The following is a 16,519-nucleotide window of genomic DNA, read 5'->3' as shown; positions in this document are numbered from 1 at the left end:
AACATGTCATTGAGCGATCCTCTCGGCGATATGCTGACCCGCATCCGCAACGCGTATGGCCGCAAGAAGTCGAGCGTTTCGACGCCGGCCTCGCGCCTGCGTACCCGCGTCCTCGACGTGCTGAAGGCGGAAGGCTATATCCGCGACTACAGCCAGACCGACTTCGACAACGGCAAGTCCGAAATCGAGATCGAGCTGAAGTATTTCGATGGTGCGCCGGTGGTGCGCGAAATCGCTCGGGTCTCGAAGCCCGGCCGCCGCGTCTACGTTTCGGCCAAGTCGATACCGCACGTCGCCAACGGCCTCGGCATCGCCATCCTTTCGACGCCGAAGGGCGTGATGGCCGACCACGAAGCGCGTGAACAGAATGTCGGCGGGGAAATCCTCTGCCAGATCTTCTGATCTGGTATGTGACCCGGTTGGAAACAGGTTTTCGGGATCTAGTCCCGAAAGCCGAGACCTGAAACAAGAGAAGTGACGAGGACAACAAAATGTCTCGTATTGGAAAGAAACCCGTTTCGCTGCCGCAGGGCGTGACCGCGACCGTCAACGGCCAGACCGTGACGGCGAAGGGTCCTAAGGGCGAGCTGAAGTTCGTGGTGAACGACGAAGTGCTGGTCAAGATGGAAGGCAGCGAGATCGCTGTCCAGCCGCGCGACCAGACCAAGACTGCCCGTTCCAAGTGGGGCATGTCGCGCACGCAGATCGTCAATATCCTGCAGGGCGTCAAGGACGGCTTCGAAAAGAAGCTCGAGATCACCGGCGTCGGCTATCGTGCCGCCATGCAAGGCAAGAACCTGCAGCTGGCGCTCGGCTTCAGCCATGACGTCGTCTACGAGACGCCGCAGGGCGTGACGATTTCGGTGCCGAAGCCGACGGAAATCACGGTGACCGGCATCGACAAGCAGCAGGTCGGCCAGGTCGCCGCCGAGATCCGCGAGTATCGTAGCCCCGAGCCCTACAAGGGCAAGGGTGTCCGCTATGCTGGCGAGAAGATCGTCCGCAAGGAAGGCAAGAAGAAGTAATTTTAACGCCGCGGGGAGCGGTCGCGGGAGGCTTGTCCTACCGCATATGGTTGCCCCCGTTTTTTGAAGGCAAGGAACTGATATCATGGGCTCGAAAGAATCCACCCAACGCCGCGCTCAGCGCGTTCGCCGCCAGATCAAGAAGGTTGCCGGCGATCGTCCGCGCTTGTCGGTCCATCGCACGTCGAAGAACATCTATGTCCAGGTGATCGACGACGCCAAGGGCCACACCATCGCGGCTGCTTCGACGCTCGAGAAGGAGCTCAAGGGCTCGCTCAAGACCGGCGCCGACACCGCGGCTGCAGCTGCCATCGGAAAGCTGATCGCCGAACGCGCCTCGAAGGCCGGCGTCAAGGAAGTCGTCTTCGACCGCGGCGCCTATATCTACCACGGCCGCGTCAAGGCGCTGGCCGAGGCTGCCCGTGAAGGTGGTCTGAGCTTCTAGAGCATGATCCCGAACCGAAGGTCAGCGCAGCAAAAAGTTGCAGACTTTTCGGATAAGATCATGCGAAGGAAAAAAGAGTTTCGCCCCCGGCGACCCGCAGAGGTGCCGGATATCATCATCAACCGTGCTTCCGGAAAAAAACAAGGAACAGGATATGGCACAGGAACGTAGGGATGGCGGCCGCGGCCGTGATCGCGAAGAGCGCGACGACGGCATGGTCGACAAGCTCGTCCACATCAACCGTGTCGCCAAAGTCGTCAAGGGCGGCCGGCGCTTCGGCTTTGCGGCACTTGTCGTCGTCGGCGACCAGAAGGGCCGCGTCGGCTTCGGTCACGGCAAGGCGCGCGAAGTGCCGGAGGCGATCCGCAAGGCGACCGAATCGGCCAAGCGCGACATGATCTTCGTGCCGCTGCGCTCGGGCCGTACGCTGCACCACGACGTCGAGGGACGCTGGGGTGCGGGACGTGTTCTGCTGCGCGCTGCCAAGCAAGGTACCGGCATAATCGCCGGCGGCCCGATGCGCGCCGTTTTCGAGACGCTCGGCATGCATGACGTGGTCGCCAAGTCGATGGGTTCTTCGAACCCCTACAACATGGTTCGTGCCACTTTCGACGCGCTGAAGAGCCAGATGCATCCGAAGGATGTGGCTGCCGCGCGCGGCATCAAGTATTCGACCCTTCAGGCCCGCCGCGGCACCGCCGTTGCGGCTGAAGAATAGTCGACGCTGACCAGGGATTTGACCATGGCCAAGAAAGCAACCAAGACCATCACCGTCGAGCAGATCGGTTCGCCGATCCGCCGGCCGAAGGAGCAGCGGGCAACGCTGGTCGGCCTCGGCCTCAACAAGATGCACAAGCAGCGCACGCTGGAGGATACGCCCTCGGTGCGCGGCATGATCGCTGCCGTCCAGCATCTCGTCCGCGTCGTGGACGAGGGCTGAGCCAGAGCGCAGGAGAACCCAGATGAAACTCAATGATCTGCGTGACAAGGACGGCGCGACGCACTCCAAGAAGCGTCTCGGCCGTGGCATCGGTTCCGGTTCGGGCAAGACCGCCGGTCGCGGCGTCAAGGGCCAGAAGGCGCGCTCCGGCGTCGCCGTCAACGGCTTCGAGGGTGGCCAGATGCCGCTCTACCGCCGCCTGCCGAAGCGCGGCTTCAACAATATCTTCGCCAAGAGCTTCACCGTCGTGTCGCTGGCCCGCATCCAGGCGGCGCTCGATGCCAAGAAGCTCGACGCTAAGACAGTTGTAACGGCCGAGGCGCTGGTTGCGGCCGGCGTCATCCGTCGCGTCAAGGACGGCGTGCGCATCCTTTCGGACGGCGACATCAAGGCCAAGCTTGCCTTCGACGTTGCCGGTGCTTCCAAGGCCGCGGTCGAGAAGATCGAAAAGGCCGGCGGCTCGGTGAAGTTGCCTGAGCAGGCAGCCGCCGAGTAACGGCAATTTGAAGCACGGTCGGCAAAGGTGGAATTCGGTTTTGCCTGCGGTCGTGCTTTGATCCGACAGATGTGGCGGCCGCATCAACGCGGCCGCTTGCATGTTTGCAGTCCGGAGCTTATCTCGTGAGCTTCGGTGACACGCGCCGCCTGAGCTGCGGGCATCGAGCGTGACCAAGCGGAGAATCAGGCATGGCTTCGGCTGCTGAACAACTGGCCTCGAATCTGAATTTTTCGGCCTTCGCCAAAGCCGAGGATCTGAAGAAGCGCATCTGGTTCACCATCGGCGCGCTGCTCGTCTACCGTCTTGGCACCTATATTCCGCTGCCCGGCATCAATCCCGACGCTTTCGCCCAGGCCTTCTCGTCGCAGAGCAAGGGCGTGCTCGGCATGTTCAACATGTTCGCCGGCGGCGCCGTGCAGCGCATGGCGATCTTTGCCCTCGGCATCATGCCCTATATCTCGGCCTCCATCATCATGCAGCTGATGACCTCGGTCATTCCGTCGCTGGAAGCGCTGAAGAAGGAAGGCGAGCAGGGCCGCAAGATCATCAACCAGTACACGCGCTACGGCACCGTGCTTCTGGCGCTGGTTCAGGCGTACGGCATTTCGGTCGGGCTTGAGGGCGGCAACGGCATCGTCAACGATCCCGGCATGTTCTTCCGCATCTCTACCGTCGTCACGCTGGTCGGCGGCACCATGTTCCTGATGTGGCTTGGCGAGCAGATCACTGCTCGCGGCATCGGCAACGGCATTTCGCTGATCATCTTCTCCGGCATCGTCGCCGGCCTGCCGCGCGCCATCTCCGGCACGCTGGAGCTTGGCCGCACCGGCGCCTTGTCGACCGGCCTGATCCTGGCGATCATCGTGCTGGCCATCATCGTCATCGCGCTGATCGTCTTCTTCGAGCGCGCCCAGCGCCGCCTGCTGATCCAGTATCCCAAGCGCCAGGTCGGCAATCGCATGTTCCAGGGCGATACCTCGCATCTGCCGCTGAAGCTTAACACCTCCGGCGTCATTCCGCCGATCTTCGCCTCGTCGCTGCTGCTGCTTCCGGCAACGGTTGCGGGCTTCTCGCAGACCACCAATATGCCTGCATGGGCCAGCACCATCCTGGCGGCGCTCGGCCACGGCCAGCCGCTCTATATGGCCTTCTACGCGGCGATGATCGTGTTCTTCGCCTTCTTCTATACGGCGATCGTCTTCAATCCGAAGGACACCGCCGACCAGCTCAAGAAGCATTCGGGCTTCATCCCGGGCTATCGTCCGGGCGAGCGCACTGCGGACTATATTGACTATGTGCTCACCCGCATCACCGTCGTCGGCGCCATTTATCTGGTGCTGGTGTGTCTGCTGCCCGAGTTCCTGATTTCAGCGACTGGCGTACCGTTCTACCTTGGTGGCACTTCGCTCCTGATCGTGGTCAGTGTAACGCTCGATACGGTGGCGCAGATTCAGGGTCACCTGATCGCGCACCAGTATGAGGGCCTGATCAAGAAGTCGAAGCTGCGCGGGGGGAAAAAGGCCAGATGAGGTTGATATTGCTTGGACCGCCGGGGGCGGGCAAGGGGACACAAGCACTAAGACTGGTAGAACGACACGGCATCCCACAGCTTTCCACGGGGGACATGCTGCGTGCTGCTGTCCAGGCTGGCACCGAAGTCGGCAAGCGCGCCAAGGCGGTGATGGACGCTGGCGAACTGGTGTCCGACGCTATCGTCAACGCCATCGTGGCCGAGCGTATCGATCAAGCTGATTGCGCAAACGGCTTCATCCTTGACGGGTATCCCCGAACTCTGGTGCAAGCGGATGCCGTTGAGGAAATGCTGTCGGATCGCGGACTGGAGCTAGATGCGGTCATCGAATTTGTCGTCGATGACAAGGCGCTGGTTGGCCGAATCGTCAAGCGCGCCGAAGACGCCAAGGCCGCAGGCCTGCCGGTGCGCAAGGACGACAGTCCAGCGGTGTTCGAAGAACGCTTGAGGGAATATTACAAGAAAACCTCGCCGCTGATCGGCTACTACTACGCCAAGGGCAAACTCAGGGGCGTCGATGGCATGGCCGACATCGATGCGGTGACGCAGCAGATCGAGGCGGTGCTCAGGGCGACGACCCGGAAAGTTGGCCAGGCGGCCGGCTAGAGAATCGAACGATTGCGCTTGACTGGAGCGGTCCGCTGGGGTATGGCGGCCCGTCTTCCTATCAGGCATGAGGCTTGCTTGTCCGCAAGGGCAAGGCAGGCCGCTTTGAACTGGAAACTCCCGCAAGGGCCGGCCTCCACCGGACGCGGGGCAACTTGAAGCGCCGGCTCGTCCGGCCTATATGGAGAAGAGAAGAACATGGCTCGTATAGCCGGCGTCAATATTCCGACTAACAAGCGCGTCGTCATCGCGCTTCAATACATTCACGGCATTGGCAAGAAGTTCGCCCAGGAGATCGTCGACAAGGTCGGCATCCCGGCCGAGCGTCGCGTCAACCAGCTGACCGACGCGGAAGTGCTGCAGATCCGCGAGACCATCGACCGCGACTACCAGGTCGAGGGCGACCTGCGCCGCGAAGTGTCGATGAACATCAAGCGGCTCATGGACCTCGGCTGCTACCGCGGCCTGCGTCACCGCCGCTCACTGCCGGTTCGTGGTCAGCGCACGCATACCAATGCGCGCACCCGTAAGGGCCCGGCCAAGTCGATTGCCGGAAAGAAGAAGTAATTTGTGAATGGTCAATGGTGAATAGTGAATGGTGACGAAGGCCAAGAGCCGACGTTGTGGCCATTCACCATTTTACCATTCACCATTCACCAGGTGGAGCCGCTGGCATTACGGCGGTGTAGAGATCAACTGAAAGGACCATCATGGCCAAGGAAGCCGCCCGTGTTCGCCGTCGCGAACGCAAGAACATCTCGTCGGGCGTTGCCCACGTCAATTCGACCTTCAACAACACGATGATCACCATCACCGACGCGCAGGGTAACTCGATTGCCTGGTCGTCGGCCGGAGCCCAGGGCTTCAAGGGATCGCGCAAGTCGACCCCGTTCGCTGCCCAGATGGCCGCAGAAGATGTTGCCAAGAAGGCCCAGGAACACGGCATGCGCATGCTCGAGGTCGAGGTCTGTGGACCCGGCTCCGGTCGTGAATCGGCGCTGCGCGCGCTGCAGGCTGCCGGCTTCACCATCACCTCGATCCGTGATGTGACGCCGATCCCGCACAATGGCTGCCGCCCGCGCAAGAAGCGCCGCGTCTAAAGAATTTACCGAACGCCGCGCGAGCGCCTCAAGGGCGCTCCTCCACGGCATTCCAGGTCGCCCGCCACGATTGGATGGTGGCGGGACAACGGAAGGAAAGCACTATGATCCAGAAAAATTGGCAAGAACTGATCAAGCCGAACAAGATCGAGTTCTCGTCGAAGAAGAAGACGCTGACCACGCTGGTCGCCGAGCCGCTCGAGCGCGGCTTCGGCCTCACCCTCGGCAACGCGCTGCGCCGCGTGCTTCTGTCTTCGCTGCGTGGCGCGGCTGTAACCGCCGTGCAGATCGACGGCGTTCTGCATGAATTCTCGTCCATCGCCGGCGTCCGCGAGGACGTGACCGACATCGTTTTGAATATCAAGGAAATCGCCATCCGCATGGAAGGCGACGGCCCCAAGCGCATGGTCGTCCGCAAGCAGGGACCGGGCGCGGTTCTCGCCGGCGACATCCAGACGGTCGGCGACGTCGAGATCCTCAATCCCGACCACGTCATCTGCACGCTGGACGAAGGCGCCGAAATCCGCATGGAATTCACCGTCGATACCGGCAAGGGCTATGTCCCGGCCGACCGTAACCGCGCCGAGGACGCGCCGATCGGGCTGATCCCCGTCGACAGCCTGTATTCGCCGGTCAAGAAAGTCTCCTACAAGGTCGAGAACACCCGCGAGGGCCAGGTTCTCGACTATGACAAGCTGACCATGACCATCGAGACCGACGGTTCGATTTCGGGCGAGGACGCGGTGGCCTTCGCCGCTCGCATCCTGCAGGACCAGCTCGGCCTGTTCGTCAATTTCGACGAGCCGCAGAAGGAAGTCGCCGCCGAACAGGTTACCGAGCTTGCCTTCAACCCGGCGCTGCTCAAGAAGGTCGACGAGCTCGAGCTTTCGGTGCGTTCGGCCAACTGCCTGAAGAACGACAACATCGTCTATATCGGCGACCTGATCCAGAAGACCGAAGCCGAGATGCTGCGCACCCCGAACTTCGGCCGCAAGTCGCTGAACGAGATCAAGGAAGTCCTGGCGGCGATGGGCCTGCATCTCGGCATGGAAGTGCCGGACTGGCCGCCGGAAAACATCGAAGACCTCGCCAAGCGTTACGAAGATCAATATTGAGGCTTGAGAGAGCCTCTTGAACCCGCAATGAAGGAGAAGAGCCATGCGCCACGGATTTAAAGGCCGCCGGTTCGCCCGCAGCATAAGCCATCGCAAGTCGATGTTTGCCAACCTTGCCGTGTCGCTTATCGAGCACGAGCAGATTCTCACAACGCTGCCGAAGGCGAAGGATTTGCGTCCGATCGTCGAGAAGCTGGTGACGCTCGGCAAGCGCGGCGACCTACACGCTCGCCGCCAGGTGATTGCCCAGATCGGCAATGAAGGCGTCGTAAAGCGCCTGTTCGATACCATCGCGCCGCGCTACGCCACCCGCAACGGCGGCTATCTGCGCATCATGAAGGCGGGCTTCCGCCACGGTGACAATGCCGCAATGGCCGTCATCGAATTCGTCGACCGCGACACCTCTGCCAAGGGCGCCGGCGATCGCGCCCGCATCGAGGCCGAAGGCACCGAAGAGGAAGCCGCAGCCGCATAAGGCTCGGTTTTTCTGTGTGAGTTTAAGGGGCCTGCGGCCCCTTTTTCATTGGGGCGGCTACCTTTTGCCGAGCAAAGTTGAGGTAGTTTCTTCCGCTTATTGACTTCCAATCAATCGCGTTTGTTATTTGCTCGATTGCGGGATGCGAATAGGAATAAACACTGTCGATCTCCGTTCGGTGATCGATATCGCTTATCAATTGGGACACAGTCACGCCGTTCAGATATTTTTCGGCGTCCCGATCTTCGATGAAGTCGGTATCAACGCGGAAATAAATCTGGATCGGACCCGCGCAGATGTTCAGGTCGATGTCGTTCCTCGATGCGATGTAGAAGACCATAGCTTCTTCTGGTGTCCACAGGCCCGCGTTCAGGAATTCCGATGGCTTTGTTCTGCTGTCGAACCCATCCATTGAAAGAGCAAATTGGTCGGTTATGCGCTCGGTCTTGCCGCGGATGGCATGCACATGTTCGATCTGAAACCAATTCAGATCGTGAGGCGGCTCGTTATCAAAGGAAGCTTCGAGCTGACCATATATCCAATAGACGGGAATCGTCTCGGCATACTTGGTGATCCAATCATCCGGCGCGCCGAACGCTTCGGCAATTTCGATCATTTTCATGCCGGGGATAACAGGCCCCAAAGTGCCGGTCTTCAAAAAATCACGGAATGAAACGAGCGGTTTTTTCATTTGCCGACACGGCTTTCCGGTTTCGCCTCGACCTATAACTGCTTTGCCACCCAAAATAATCCGATTTCAGCGGCTTAGCCTTTCATTTTGCACAATCGTCAGGACAATGGCGCCCGACTTGGAGGATTCGGAATGCGCGTTAAACGGCTGTCCCTTGTTCTGATCTGCGCCTTGATGGCGTTGGCCATCGTGCCGGCGGCCAGGCACGCGCTGGCGGAGGAGAACAAGCCAGATCCCGGTTTGTCCGACGTGCTGACGGATCTATTGCATGGCGTCGAAGGCGAAAACGCCACTTCCGGCCCCGACAAGCGCGTGCCGTTCGGCCGCGAGGAGGTGCAACTGTCCTTCGCGCCGCTGGTCAAGCAGACGGCGCCGGCCGTGGTCAATGTCTACGCCTCGCAGACCGCCAAGGTGACGTCGCCCTTCGACGGCGATCCGTTCTTCGAGGAGTTCTTCGGCCGCTCGCAGCCGCGCGCGCAGTCTTCGCTCGGTTCGGGGGTGCTGGTCGATCCCACCGGTGTCGTGGTCACCAATTTCCACGTTGTCAAGGACGCTGACCAGGTCAAGGTCGCGACTGCCGATGGGCGCGAATTCGACAGCAAGGTACTGCTTAAGGACGAGACGCTCGATCTCGCCGTGCTCAAGATTTCTTCTGACAAGCCGTTCCCGGTGATCGCTATCGGCGATTCCGACGCGCTCGAGGTCGGCGATCTGGTGCTGGCGATCGGCAATCCGTTCGGTGTCGGCCAGACCACCACCAGCGGCATCATTTCGGCGGTGGCGCGCAGCCATATCGGCGTCTCCGATTCCAGCTTCTTCATCCAGACCGACGCCGCCATCAACCCCGGCAATTCCGGTGGCGCGCTGGTCAACATGGGAGGGCAGCTGATCGGCATCAACACGGCGATCTATAGCCGTAGCGGCGGCTCGATCGGCATCGGCTTTGCCATCCCTTCGAACATGGTTCGCGCCTTCGCCGACGCGGCCAAGGCCGGGCTCGACTTCTTCGAGCGGCCGTATGCCGGTGCCGAGTTCGAGGCGGTGACGCCGCAGATTGCCGAATCGCTTGGCATCGACAAACCGACCGGCGCGCTGGTTTCTTCGGTCGAAGAGGCGGGACCCGCCGCCAAGGCAGGGCTCAAGCCGGGCGACGTAGTGCTGTCGCTCAATGGCAAGCCGGTCGAGAGCGTCGGGGCGCTGGACTACCGGATGGCGACGCTGTCGATTGGTACGAATGCCAGCTTCGGCGTTCTGAGCAAGGGTCAGCAGGCGACGATGGACATCGCGCTGGAACGGCCGCCTGAGGGCGCCAAAGCTGCGGAACTCACATTGCGCGGCCGCAGCCCGTTTTCCGGTGCCAAGGTTGCTGAACTGTCGCCACGGCTTGCCCAACGGCTCGGTCTGCGCACCGATGTCAAAGGCGTCACCGTGGTCGACATCAACCGCGATTCGCCTGCTGCCGATTTTGGCTTCCAGCCAGGCGACATCGTGCGTGAGGTCAATGGCCTGACGATCGACAAGGCGGCGACCTTGGAACAGGTAGCCCAGCAGGATACGCGCTGGTGGCGCTTTACCGTCGAGCGCGGCGGGCAGATACTGCGCCAGGTGTTGCGTTACTGAGCCCGAACGTCAGCATGATCGGGCTCTAGGCAGAAGAAGTTGCATGGCCGATCTGTTCAGTGTCGATGAACCGGAAAAGACGCCGCCCGGCAGGCCGCTGGCGGACCGTCTGCGTCCGAAGAACCTCGGCGAGGTCGTCGGCCAGGAGCATCTGACCGGATCCGACGGCGCGCTGACGCGGCTGATCGGCTCCGGCTCGCTCGGCTCGATGATTTTCTGGGGCCCGCCCGGCACCGGCAAGACCACGGTCGCACGGCTGCTTGCCGGCGAGACAAGCCTCGCCTTCGAACAGATCTCGGCGGTGTTTTCCGGCGTTGCCGACCTGAAGAAAGTGTTCGAGGCAGCGAAGCTGCGCCGCTCCAACGGCCGCCAGACACTGCTGTTCGTCGACGAGATCCATCGCTTCAACCGCGCCCAGCAGGACAGTTTTCTGCCCGTGATGGAAGACGGCACCGTCGTGCTGGTCGGCGCCACCACGGAGAATCCGTCCTTCGAGCTTAACGCCGCGCTGTTGTCGCGCGCGCGTGTGCTGGTCTTCCACTCGCTCGGCGAGGACAGCATCGCCAAGCTGCTGGCGCGGGCCGAGGAGGCAGAGGGCAGGGCGCTGCCGCTCGATGACGAGGCACGGGCGATGCTCATCCGCATGAGCGATGGCGACGGCCGCGCGGCGCTGACGCTCGCCGAAGAGGTCTGGCGCGCAGCGAAATCAAAGGAGGTGTTCGGCGCCGAAGCCCTGCAGCGCATCGTCCAGCGCCGCGCGCCGATCTACGACAAGGGACAGGACGGCCACTACAATTTGATCTCCGCCTTGCACAAATCGGTGCGCGGCTCCGACCCCGACGCGGCACTCTACTATCTCGCCCGCATGTTCGACGCCGGCGAAGATCCGCTTTATCTCGGGCGCCGGTTGGTGCGCATGGCGATGGAGGATATCGGGCTGGCCGACCCGCAGGCGCTCGTCGTCGCTAACGCCGCCAAGGACGCCTATGACTATCTGGGCTCGCCCGAGGGCGAACTGGCCTTCGCCGAGGCGACCGTCTATCTCGCCACCGCGCCGAAATCCAATGCAGTCTATACCGCGTTCAAGGCCGCCACACAGGCAGCGAAGGAATTCGGTTCGCTGCTGCCGCCCAAGCACATTCTCAATGCGCCGACCAAGCTGATGAAACAGGAAGATTACGGCGCCGGCTACCGCTACGACCACGACGAACCCGACGCTTTTTCCGGCCAGGACTATTTTCCGGAGAAGATGGGAAGGCAGACATTCTACGACCCGCCCGAGCGCGGCTTCGAGCGCGATATCAGGAAGCGGCTGGATTATTGGGCGAAGCTGCGCAGCGAGCGGGAAAAGTAGCTGCCAGTCGCACACTGGTGTGATCGCCGTTGTCTGGCGGGATAAAAAACCCTATCAAGATGCGCCTCCGGCCGGCGGACAGGCCAGAAACGTACCGACGATATTCAGAACGGAATCGCGCCTGGCGCGTGGAAAAATGACAAAAAAAACTCGCAAGACCCTTCGAAAGTTCGCCATGGCGATCCCGCTGCTGGCGCTCGGCTTCTATTTCATTCCCATCCTGACGACAATTTTCATTGTCCTCGGCCTGGTCGACGTGTTGCGCAATGACAACAAGAACTGGGCGCTGTTCAGTGGTTATTTTCTCGGCAACGGCATCTTCACCTGGCTGCTTTCGCCCTTCAATCTGCTGGTCGATCTGCTGTGCTACAGAAACCGCGGTGTCTGGAAACTGGACCAGTTTCCTCCGGACTATCAGCGTGAGGTCAACGAGGTTCTGGACGTCTTCAAGGCGCGCAAGGACGAGATCATCGCCGATATCGACGCCAATTTCGGCAGCGGCCGGCGCGGCATGTATGTCTACCAGTGGTACGGCAAGCACAAGATCGACAACGTCGCCGAATTCAACAAGGATTTCAAATATATCAAGACCATCGCCGTGTCGGTGTTCAGAGGCAAGGAATCGACCTCCTGGCATTTCGGACCGCTGCGGCTCAGCCTGCGCATTCTCTACAATCTTCTCCCGGTGAAGGCCGAGGTTTTCGTCGAGTGCAACAACGCCAGGAACTACTGGCACGACAATCCGCTCTATATTTTCGACGACACGCTGCTGCACCGCTCGGTCAACGAATATGATGGGCGCCGCTACTGCGTGTTCATGGACATCATCCGGCCATCGCCATTCCCGGGCCTAATCGCCGCTCTTCTCGCCATCGTTTCGGTCAGCGTCGAGCGCATCAATGCCATGTTCTACAAGAACTGGAAGATGATCGGCTCCAGCAAGCCGAAGAAGGCCGGAGCCGCCTGACACCGTGGTGTGACCGGCGCGAGGAAGCACGATGTATCATCTGTTGCTTGTCTGCCTTGGTGGCGCGATCGGTGCAATGGCCCGCTTCTTCCTGTCCGGCTTCGTCGCCCGCCGGGTCGGCGAGACCTTTCCCTGGGGCACTATGGCCGTCAACGTCTCGGGAGCGTTTGCAATCGGTGTCGTTGCGCATGCGGTGGCGCGCGACGGCATGCCCGCCATCTGGGCCTTTACCGTTACCGGCGGCCTCGGCTGCTACACCACGGTTTCTTCCTTCAGCCTGCAGACGCTGGCGCTGGCGCGCGAGGGCGAATGGCGGCGCGCCGGCGGAAATGTGCTGCTTTCGGTTTTTCTGAGCCTCGGCGGCGTGACGCTGGGCTTTGCTGCGGGAAGTCTTCTGATTGGCGGCGGGGCGCCGTGAGCGGCCTGCGGAAGCTCCGCCACGACGGGACGGACACTGCGGCAGGGCATGCGGCGCGCCTCATTGGCCGTCGCAGAACCAACGAAACGGTTCGGCTCTATGCGACCGTAGCCGCAGGCAGCATGATCGGCGGTGTGTTGCGGGCGCTTGCCTCATCGACGAGCACTGCCCTGTGGGGCGCTGGATTTCCCTTCGGCACGCTCCTCGTCAACATTGTTGGCTCGTTCCTCATCGGCTTCTACGCGACATTGACGGGACCGGATGGTCGCGTCTTCGCCGGTCCGCTGCAACGTCAATTCTTCATGGCCGGCTTCTGCGGCGGCCTGACGACCTTCTCCGCTTTCAGCCTTGAAACACTCACCCTCGCGCAAGGCGGGAGGCTTGTGGCGGCGGGACTCAATATCGCGATCTCCGTGGTGGCCTGGCTTGCCGCCGTCTGGCTTGGCCACATCTTTGCAGTTCGGCTCAACCGGCTGAGAGGGTCCAGGCAATGAAGATACCAACCCAGGCACAATTGCTGCGCATATTTATCGGCGAAAACGACAAGGCAGATGGCCGTCCGCTGTATGAGGTTATCGTGCTGAGGGCCCGCGAAATGCAGATCGCCGGCGCGACCGTCCTGCGCGGCGCGATGGGGTTCGGCCATTCCAGCCGGCTTCACACCACGAAGATCCTCCGCCTGTCGGAGGATCTGCCACTCGTCATCGAGATCGTCGATGACGAGGAAAAATTGGCCGCTTTCCTGCCCGTGCTTGAAACAATCATGACAAGTGGTTTGATTACGCTGGAGAAAGTTCAGGTTCTGCAATATGGAACCGACAACGAATAACCGAGTGAGATTGCGGGTACCGGCGAACGCCGTTGCATGCCTGCAAAACGGCGATTGGAATCATGGCAGGCGTTGAACAGATCACAGTGGACGCCGGCGAGGCGGGCATGCGGCTCGACCGCTGGTTCAAGAGCCATTTCCCCGGTCTCGGTTTCGGTCATCTGCAGAAGCTGCTGCGTTCCGGCCAGATCCGCGTCGACGGCGGCAGGGTGAAGGCCGATACCCGCGTCGAAGCCGGCCAGACGGTCCGAGTGCCGCCGCTCGAAGTCGACAAGAAAGGTGAAAGCCCGCTCACCGGTCATTCGATCCGCAACCAGGGCGACGCCGACGTTTTGGCAAAGATGCTGATCCATGAGGACCCGAAGGTCTTCGTCTTCAACAAGCCGGCCGGCCTGGCGGTCCAGGGCGGCTCTGGCGTCACCCGTAATGTCGACGACATGCTGGAAGCCTGGCGCAACCAGAAGGGCGAGAAGCCGCGTCTGGTGCACCGGCTCGACCGCGACACGTCGGGTGTGCTGGTTGTCGCCCGTACAAGGCTCGCCGCCATGAAGCTCGCCGAAGCGTTCCGGGCGCGTGAGACGAAGAAAACCTACTGGGCGCTGGTTAAGGGCGTGCCGCCGAAGCGCGAGGACAAGATCTCGACCTGGCTGATCAAGGAACCGACGGCCGACGGCGATCGTGTGCGCATCGCCAAGCATGGCGAAAAGGGCGCCGATCACGCCGTGTCCTATTACCGCATCGTCGAGCAGGCGGCGCAGACCCTGTCCTGGCTGGAAATGGAACCCTATACCGGGCGCACCCACCAGCTTCGTGTCCATGCCGCCCATATCGGTTGCCCGATCATCGGCGACCCCAAATATTTCGAGGCCGACACCAATTGGGATTTTCCAGGCGGCATGCAGAACCGGCTGCATCTGCACGCGCGCCGCATCGTCATCCCGCATCCCGACAAGGGCTTTGTCGACGTCACCGCACCGATGCCGCCGCATATGCGCCAGAGCTGGAACCTGCTCGGTTTCGACGACGCGAGCGCGGAGGACTAGCGGCGGTGGGCGTCGCCACAGATACGCTCGACCGCCGTGACGCGGTCGATCTGGCGGCCGCCGCCATCATGGTCGGGCTGACCTTTTCGTGGGGCCTGAACTACGTTGCCGCCAAGATCTCCTATGCTGGCTACGACCCTGTTTTCCTGTCCATCGCCCGCTCGGTCATCGGCGGCCTGTGTGTTTTCGGCTGGTGCCGCTGGCGCGGCATTGCGCTGTTCACGCCCGACAAGACCCTCGTCGCCGGCATCCTGGCAGGCGCGCTTTTCGGTCTCGAGTTCCTGTTTCTCTATGTCGGGCTCGAGCACACCACTGTCGTGCGCAACACTTTGCTGGTCAACACGATGCCGTTCTGGATGCTGGTCGGCGGTCATTTCCTGCTGGGCGAAAGCATCACGGCACGCAAGCTCGTTGGTCTTCTGCTCGCTTTCGCCGGACTGATCGCGGTGTTTTCCGATAAACTGAGCGCCAATGGCGGCGCAACATTGGGCGGCGATTTGCTCAGTCTCGGTGCCGGCATTCTGTGGGCCGTGACCAATATTGTCATCAAGCGGTCGAAGCTGGTGACGGCCAGCGCCGAAAAGCTGCTGCTCTATCAGCTGGCCGGGGCCGCCGTCGTCGGCATTTTGGTGATGCCTTTTGCCGGGCCGCCCGTCCGCAACTTTACCGTCTTGCCAACCTTGGCTCTGTTGTTCCAGGCCGTCTACGTCGTCGCGTTCACCTATGTGCTGTGGTTCTGGCTGCTGCGGCGCTACCCTGCATCTGGACTGTCGAGCTTCACTTTCCTGTCGCCGGTGTTTGGTGTGCTGTGCGGCGCCGTGTTCTTGAACGAGCCGCTGACCGTTCGTATCTTCCTGGCACTCGCCCTGATCGCCGCCGGACTCATCATCGTCAACCGGCCGGTCCGAAAACAAAGTCCCGGATGAGCATGCGCGATATATTAAACGACCTCGAAGCTGGAAAGCAGCTCTCTGATCCGGACCCGGTGCGTCGCGCCCAGATCCAGATGAAGACGCCGCTGCCGAAGCGCTTCTACAAGACCGTCGCGGTAGCACCGGTCGAAGACGGTTTTGCCGTCCATCTCGATGGCAAGCCCGTCCGCACGCCGGCCAAGGCGCTGCTGGCGCTGCCGACCGAAAAGGCGGCTGCTCTCGTCGCCGAGGAATTCGCCGCACAGAAGGAGACCATCGACCCGGTGACGATGCCGGTGATGCGTCTGGTCAATACGGCAATCGATGGCGTCGCCAGTGATCCCCAGGCCGTGCTGGAGGACATCCTGCGCTTTGCCTCGTCCGATCTGCTCTGCTACCGCGCCGATGCGCCCCAAGGACTCGTCGACCGGCAGAACGAGCATTGGGATCCGGTCATCGACTGGGTGCGCAGCGCGCTCGGCGCCCGGTTCCATCTTGCCGAAGGCGTGATCCATGTCGAACAGCCGCGCGAGAGTATCGCGCTGCTTGGCCAGCATCTTGCCCAACGTGCCGATCCGCTGCGCCTTGCCGCCATCCACGTCATGACGTCGCTGACCGGATCGGCGCTGCTGGCGCTGGCCGTCGACTTCGGCGAGCTCGACGGCGAGGCGGCCTGGGCTGCCGGTCATGTCGACGAGGACTGGCAGGCCGAGCAATGGGGCCATGATGCCGAGGCCGTCGCGCACCGCGCGGCCCGCAAGCGCGACATGATGGCGGCAGTCACGCTGCTCGAAGCTCTCAAAGGCTGACCGCACCGTCGTTTCTATTTCGCACTGCACATTAGACCAAAGTCATAATCCCAAAGACGGTCTGCCTCTGGACGGCGCTTTCTGTCATTTTTTGTACTGGTGGCTGCACTGAGTCTGCGTTCCGAGGAAACGCGGACGATG

Annotated in this window: 22 protein-coding genes; 21 read left to right on the top strand and 1 reads right to left on the bottom strand. The window is 61.6% G+C overall.

Features of this window, described 5'->3' with window-relative positions; translation table 11 throughout:
* The first annotated feature begins 3 nt into the window (after positions 1 to 3).
* The 12 genes from rpsH to rplQ all read left to right on the top strand — a co-directional run bounded on the left by rpsH (position 4) and on the right by rplQ (position 7,736).
* A complete protein-coding gene (gene rpsH / locus NKH16_RS01900; protein ID WP_006205453.1) occupies positions 4 to 402 on the top strand; it encodes a 30S ribosomal protein S8 in 399 nt (132 codons plus the stop codon).
* Positions 403 to 491: 89 nt separating this feature from the next.
* Entirely contained in the window at positions 492 to 1,025 is a 534-nt protein-coding gene (gene rplF, locus NKH16_RS01895) for a 50S ribosomal protein L6 (protein WP_023675133.1), read from the top strand.
* An 85-nt stretch (positions 1,026 to 1,110) separates the two neighbouring features.
* The gene (gene rplR, locus NKH16_RS01890; RefSeq protein ID WP_023675132.1) at positions 1,111 to 1,470 is read left to right on the top strand and encodes a 50S ribosomal protein L18; all 360 of its coding nucleotides are present in this window, start codon (positions 1,111 to 1,113) and stop codon (positions 1,468 to 1,470) included.
* Between the two features lie 154 nt (positions 1,471 to 1,624).
* Positions 1,625 to 2,188 (top strand): 30S ribosomal protein S5, encoded by a 564-nt coding sequence (gene rpsE, locus NKH16_RS01885; RefSeq protein WP_006333394.1) that lies wholly within the window; start codon positions 1,625 to 1,627, stop codon positions 2,186 to 2,188.
* A gap of 24 nt (positions 2,189 to 2,212) precedes the next feature.
* Entirely contained in the window at positions 2,213 to 2,410 is a 198-nt protein-coding gene (gene rpmD, locus NKH16_RS01880) for a 50S ribosomal protein L30 (RefSeq protein ID WP_006205449.1), read from the top strand.
* Positions 2,411 to 2,432: 22 nt separating this feature from the next.
* Positions 2,433 to 2,906, top strand: coding sequence for a 50S ribosomal protein L15 (gene rplO / locus NKH16_RS01875; protein ID WP_352451045.1), 474 nt, complete (start codon positions 2,433 to 2,435; stop codon positions 2,904 to 2,906).
* 191 nt (positions 2,907 to 3,097) lie between these two features.
* Positions 3,098 to 4,438 (top strand): preprotein translocase subunit SecY, encoded by a 1,341-nt coding sequence (gene secY, locus NKH16_RS01870; protein ID WP_023675130.1) that lies wholly within the window; start codon positions 3,098 to 3,100, stop codon positions 4,436 to 4,438.
* Positions 4,435 to 5,046 carry an adenylate kinase gene (locus tag NKH16_RS01865; protein WP_352458551.1) on the top strand — a complete coding sequence of 204 codons (612 nt, stop codon included), beginning with the start codon at positions 4,435 to 4,437 and terminating at the stop codon, positions 5,044 to 5,046. The genes secY and NKH16_RS01865 overlap by 4 nt, the downstream gene beginning before the upstream one ends.
* Positions 5,047 to 5,244: 198 nt before the next feature.
* On the top strand, positions 5,245 to 5,613 hold the full coding sequence (rpsM, locus tag NKH16_RS01860) for a 30S ribosomal protein S13 (protein WP_006205445.1): 369 nt from the start codon (positions 5,245 to 5,247) through the stop codon (positions 5,611 to 5,613).
* A 143-nt stretch (positions 5,614 to 5,756) separates the two neighbouring features.
* A complete protein-coding gene (gene rpsK, locus NKH16_RS01855; RefSeq protein ID WP_006205444.1) occupies positions 5,757 to 6,146 on the top strand; it encodes a 30S ribosomal protein S11 in 390 nt (129 codons plus the stop codon).
* 104 nt (positions 6,147 to 6,250) lie between these two features.
* Entirely contained in the window at positions 6,251 to 7,261 is a 1,011-nt protein-coding gene (locus NKH16_RS01850) for a DNA-directed RNA polymerase subunit alpha (RefSeq protein WP_023675128.1), read from the top strand.
* 43 nt (positions 7,262 to 7,304) lie between these two features.
* Complete coding sequence (gene rplQ, locus NKH16_RS01845) at positions 7,305 to 7,736, top strand: 50S ribosomal protein L17 (RefSeq protein ID WP_023675127.1); 432 nt, start codon at positions 7,305 to 7,307, stop codon at positions 7,734 to 7,736.
* Between the two features lie 22 nt (positions 7,737 to 7,758).
* On the opposite strand, the gene NKH16_RS01840 is transcribed toward rplQ, so the two are convergent.
* Positions 7,759 to 8,427, bottom strand: a complete 669-nt coding sequence (locus NKH16_RS01840) for a hypothetical protein (RefSeq protein WP_352898070.1) — start codon at positions 8,425 to 8,427, stop codon at positions 7,759 to 7,761.
* A 132-nt stretch (positions 8,428 to 8,559) separates the two neighbouring features.
* On the opposite strand from NKH16_RS01840, the gene NKH16_RS01835 reads away from it, so the two are divergent.
* From NKH16_RS01835 to NKH16_RS01795, 9 genes are all read left to right on the top strand, one after another.
* Complete coding sequence (locus NKH16_RS01835; RefSeq protein ID WP_352748794.1) at positions 8,560 to 10,047, top strand: DegQ family serine endoprotease; 1,488 nt, start codon at positions 8,560 to 8,562, stop codon at positions 10,045 to 10,047.
* Positions 10,048 to 10,090: 43 nt separating this feature from the next.
* Positions 10,091 to 11,401, top strand: a complete 1,311-nt coding sequence (locus tag NKH16_RS01830; protein WP_352698802.1) for a replication-associated recombination protein A — start codon at positions 10,091 to 10,093, stop codon at positions 11,399 to 11,401.
* Between the two features lie 136 nt (positions 11,402 to 11,537).
* Positions 11,538 to 12,368, top strand: coding sequence for an aspartyl/asparaginyl beta-hydroxylase domain-containing protein (locus NKH16_RS01825; RefSeq protein WP_352698804.1), 831 nt, complete (start codon positions 11,538 to 11,540; stop codon positions 12,366 to 12,368).
* Between the two features lie 31 nt (positions 12,369 to 12,399).
* Positions 12,400 to 12,786 carry a fluoride efflux transporter CrcB gene (gene crcB, locus NKH16_RS01820; RefSeq protein WP_352593858.1) on the top strand — a complete coding sequence of 129 codons (387 nt, stop codon included), beginning with the start codon at positions 12,400 to 12,402 and terminating at the stop codon, positions 12,784 to 12,786.
* Positions 12,787 to 12,908: 122 nt separating this feature from the next.
* Positions 12,909 to 13,280 carry a fluoride efflux transporter CrcB gene (crcB, locus tag NKH16_RS01815; protein WP_245274632.1) on the top strand — a complete coding sequence of 124 codons (372 nt, stop codon included), beginning with the start codon at positions 12,909 to 12,911 and terminating at the stop codon, positions 13,278 to 13,280.
* Complete coding sequence (locus tag NKH16_RS01810) at positions 13,277 to 13,615, top strand: DUF190 domain-containing protein (RefSeq protein WP_254817158.1); 339 nt, start codon at positions 13,277 to 13,279, stop codon at positions 13,613 to 13,615. The genes crcB (NKH16_RS01815) and NKH16_RS01810 overlap by 4 nt, the downstream gene beginning before the upstream one ends.
* A 62-nt stretch (positions 13,616 to 13,677) precedes the next feature.
* The gene (locus NKH16_RS01805; protein ID WP_352823272.1) at positions 13,678 to 14,658 is read left to right on the top strand and encodes an RluA family pseudouridine synthase; all 981 of its coding nucleotides are present in this window, start codon (positions 13,678 to 13,680) and stop codon (positions 14,656 to 14,658) included.
* A 68-nt stretch (positions 14,659 to 14,726) separates the two neighbouring features.
* Entirely contained in the window at positions 14,727 to 15,584 is an 858-nt protein-coding gene (locus NKH16_RS01800; RefSeq protein WP_502895045.1) for a DMT family transporter, read from the top strand.
* A 2-nt stretch (positions 15,585 to 15,586) separates the two neighbouring features.
* Complete coding sequence (locus NKH16_RS01795) at positions 15,587 to 16,378, top strand: ATP12 family chaperone protein (RefSeq protein WP_352748802.1); 792 nt, start codon at positions 15,587 to 15,589, stop codon at positions 16,376 to 16,378.
* Positions 16,379 to 16,519 lie beyond the last annotated feature (141 nt).

The organism is Mesorhizobium sp. M1307, assembly GCF_040318155.1.
In the GTDB taxonomy this organism is placed as follows: domain Bacteria; phylum Pseudomonadota; class Alphaproteobacteria; order Rhizobiales; family Rhizobiaceae; genus Mesorhizobium.
Note: the sequence above shows the minus strand (reverse complement) of the source record. Positions and strands in the feature narration are given on the sequence as shown.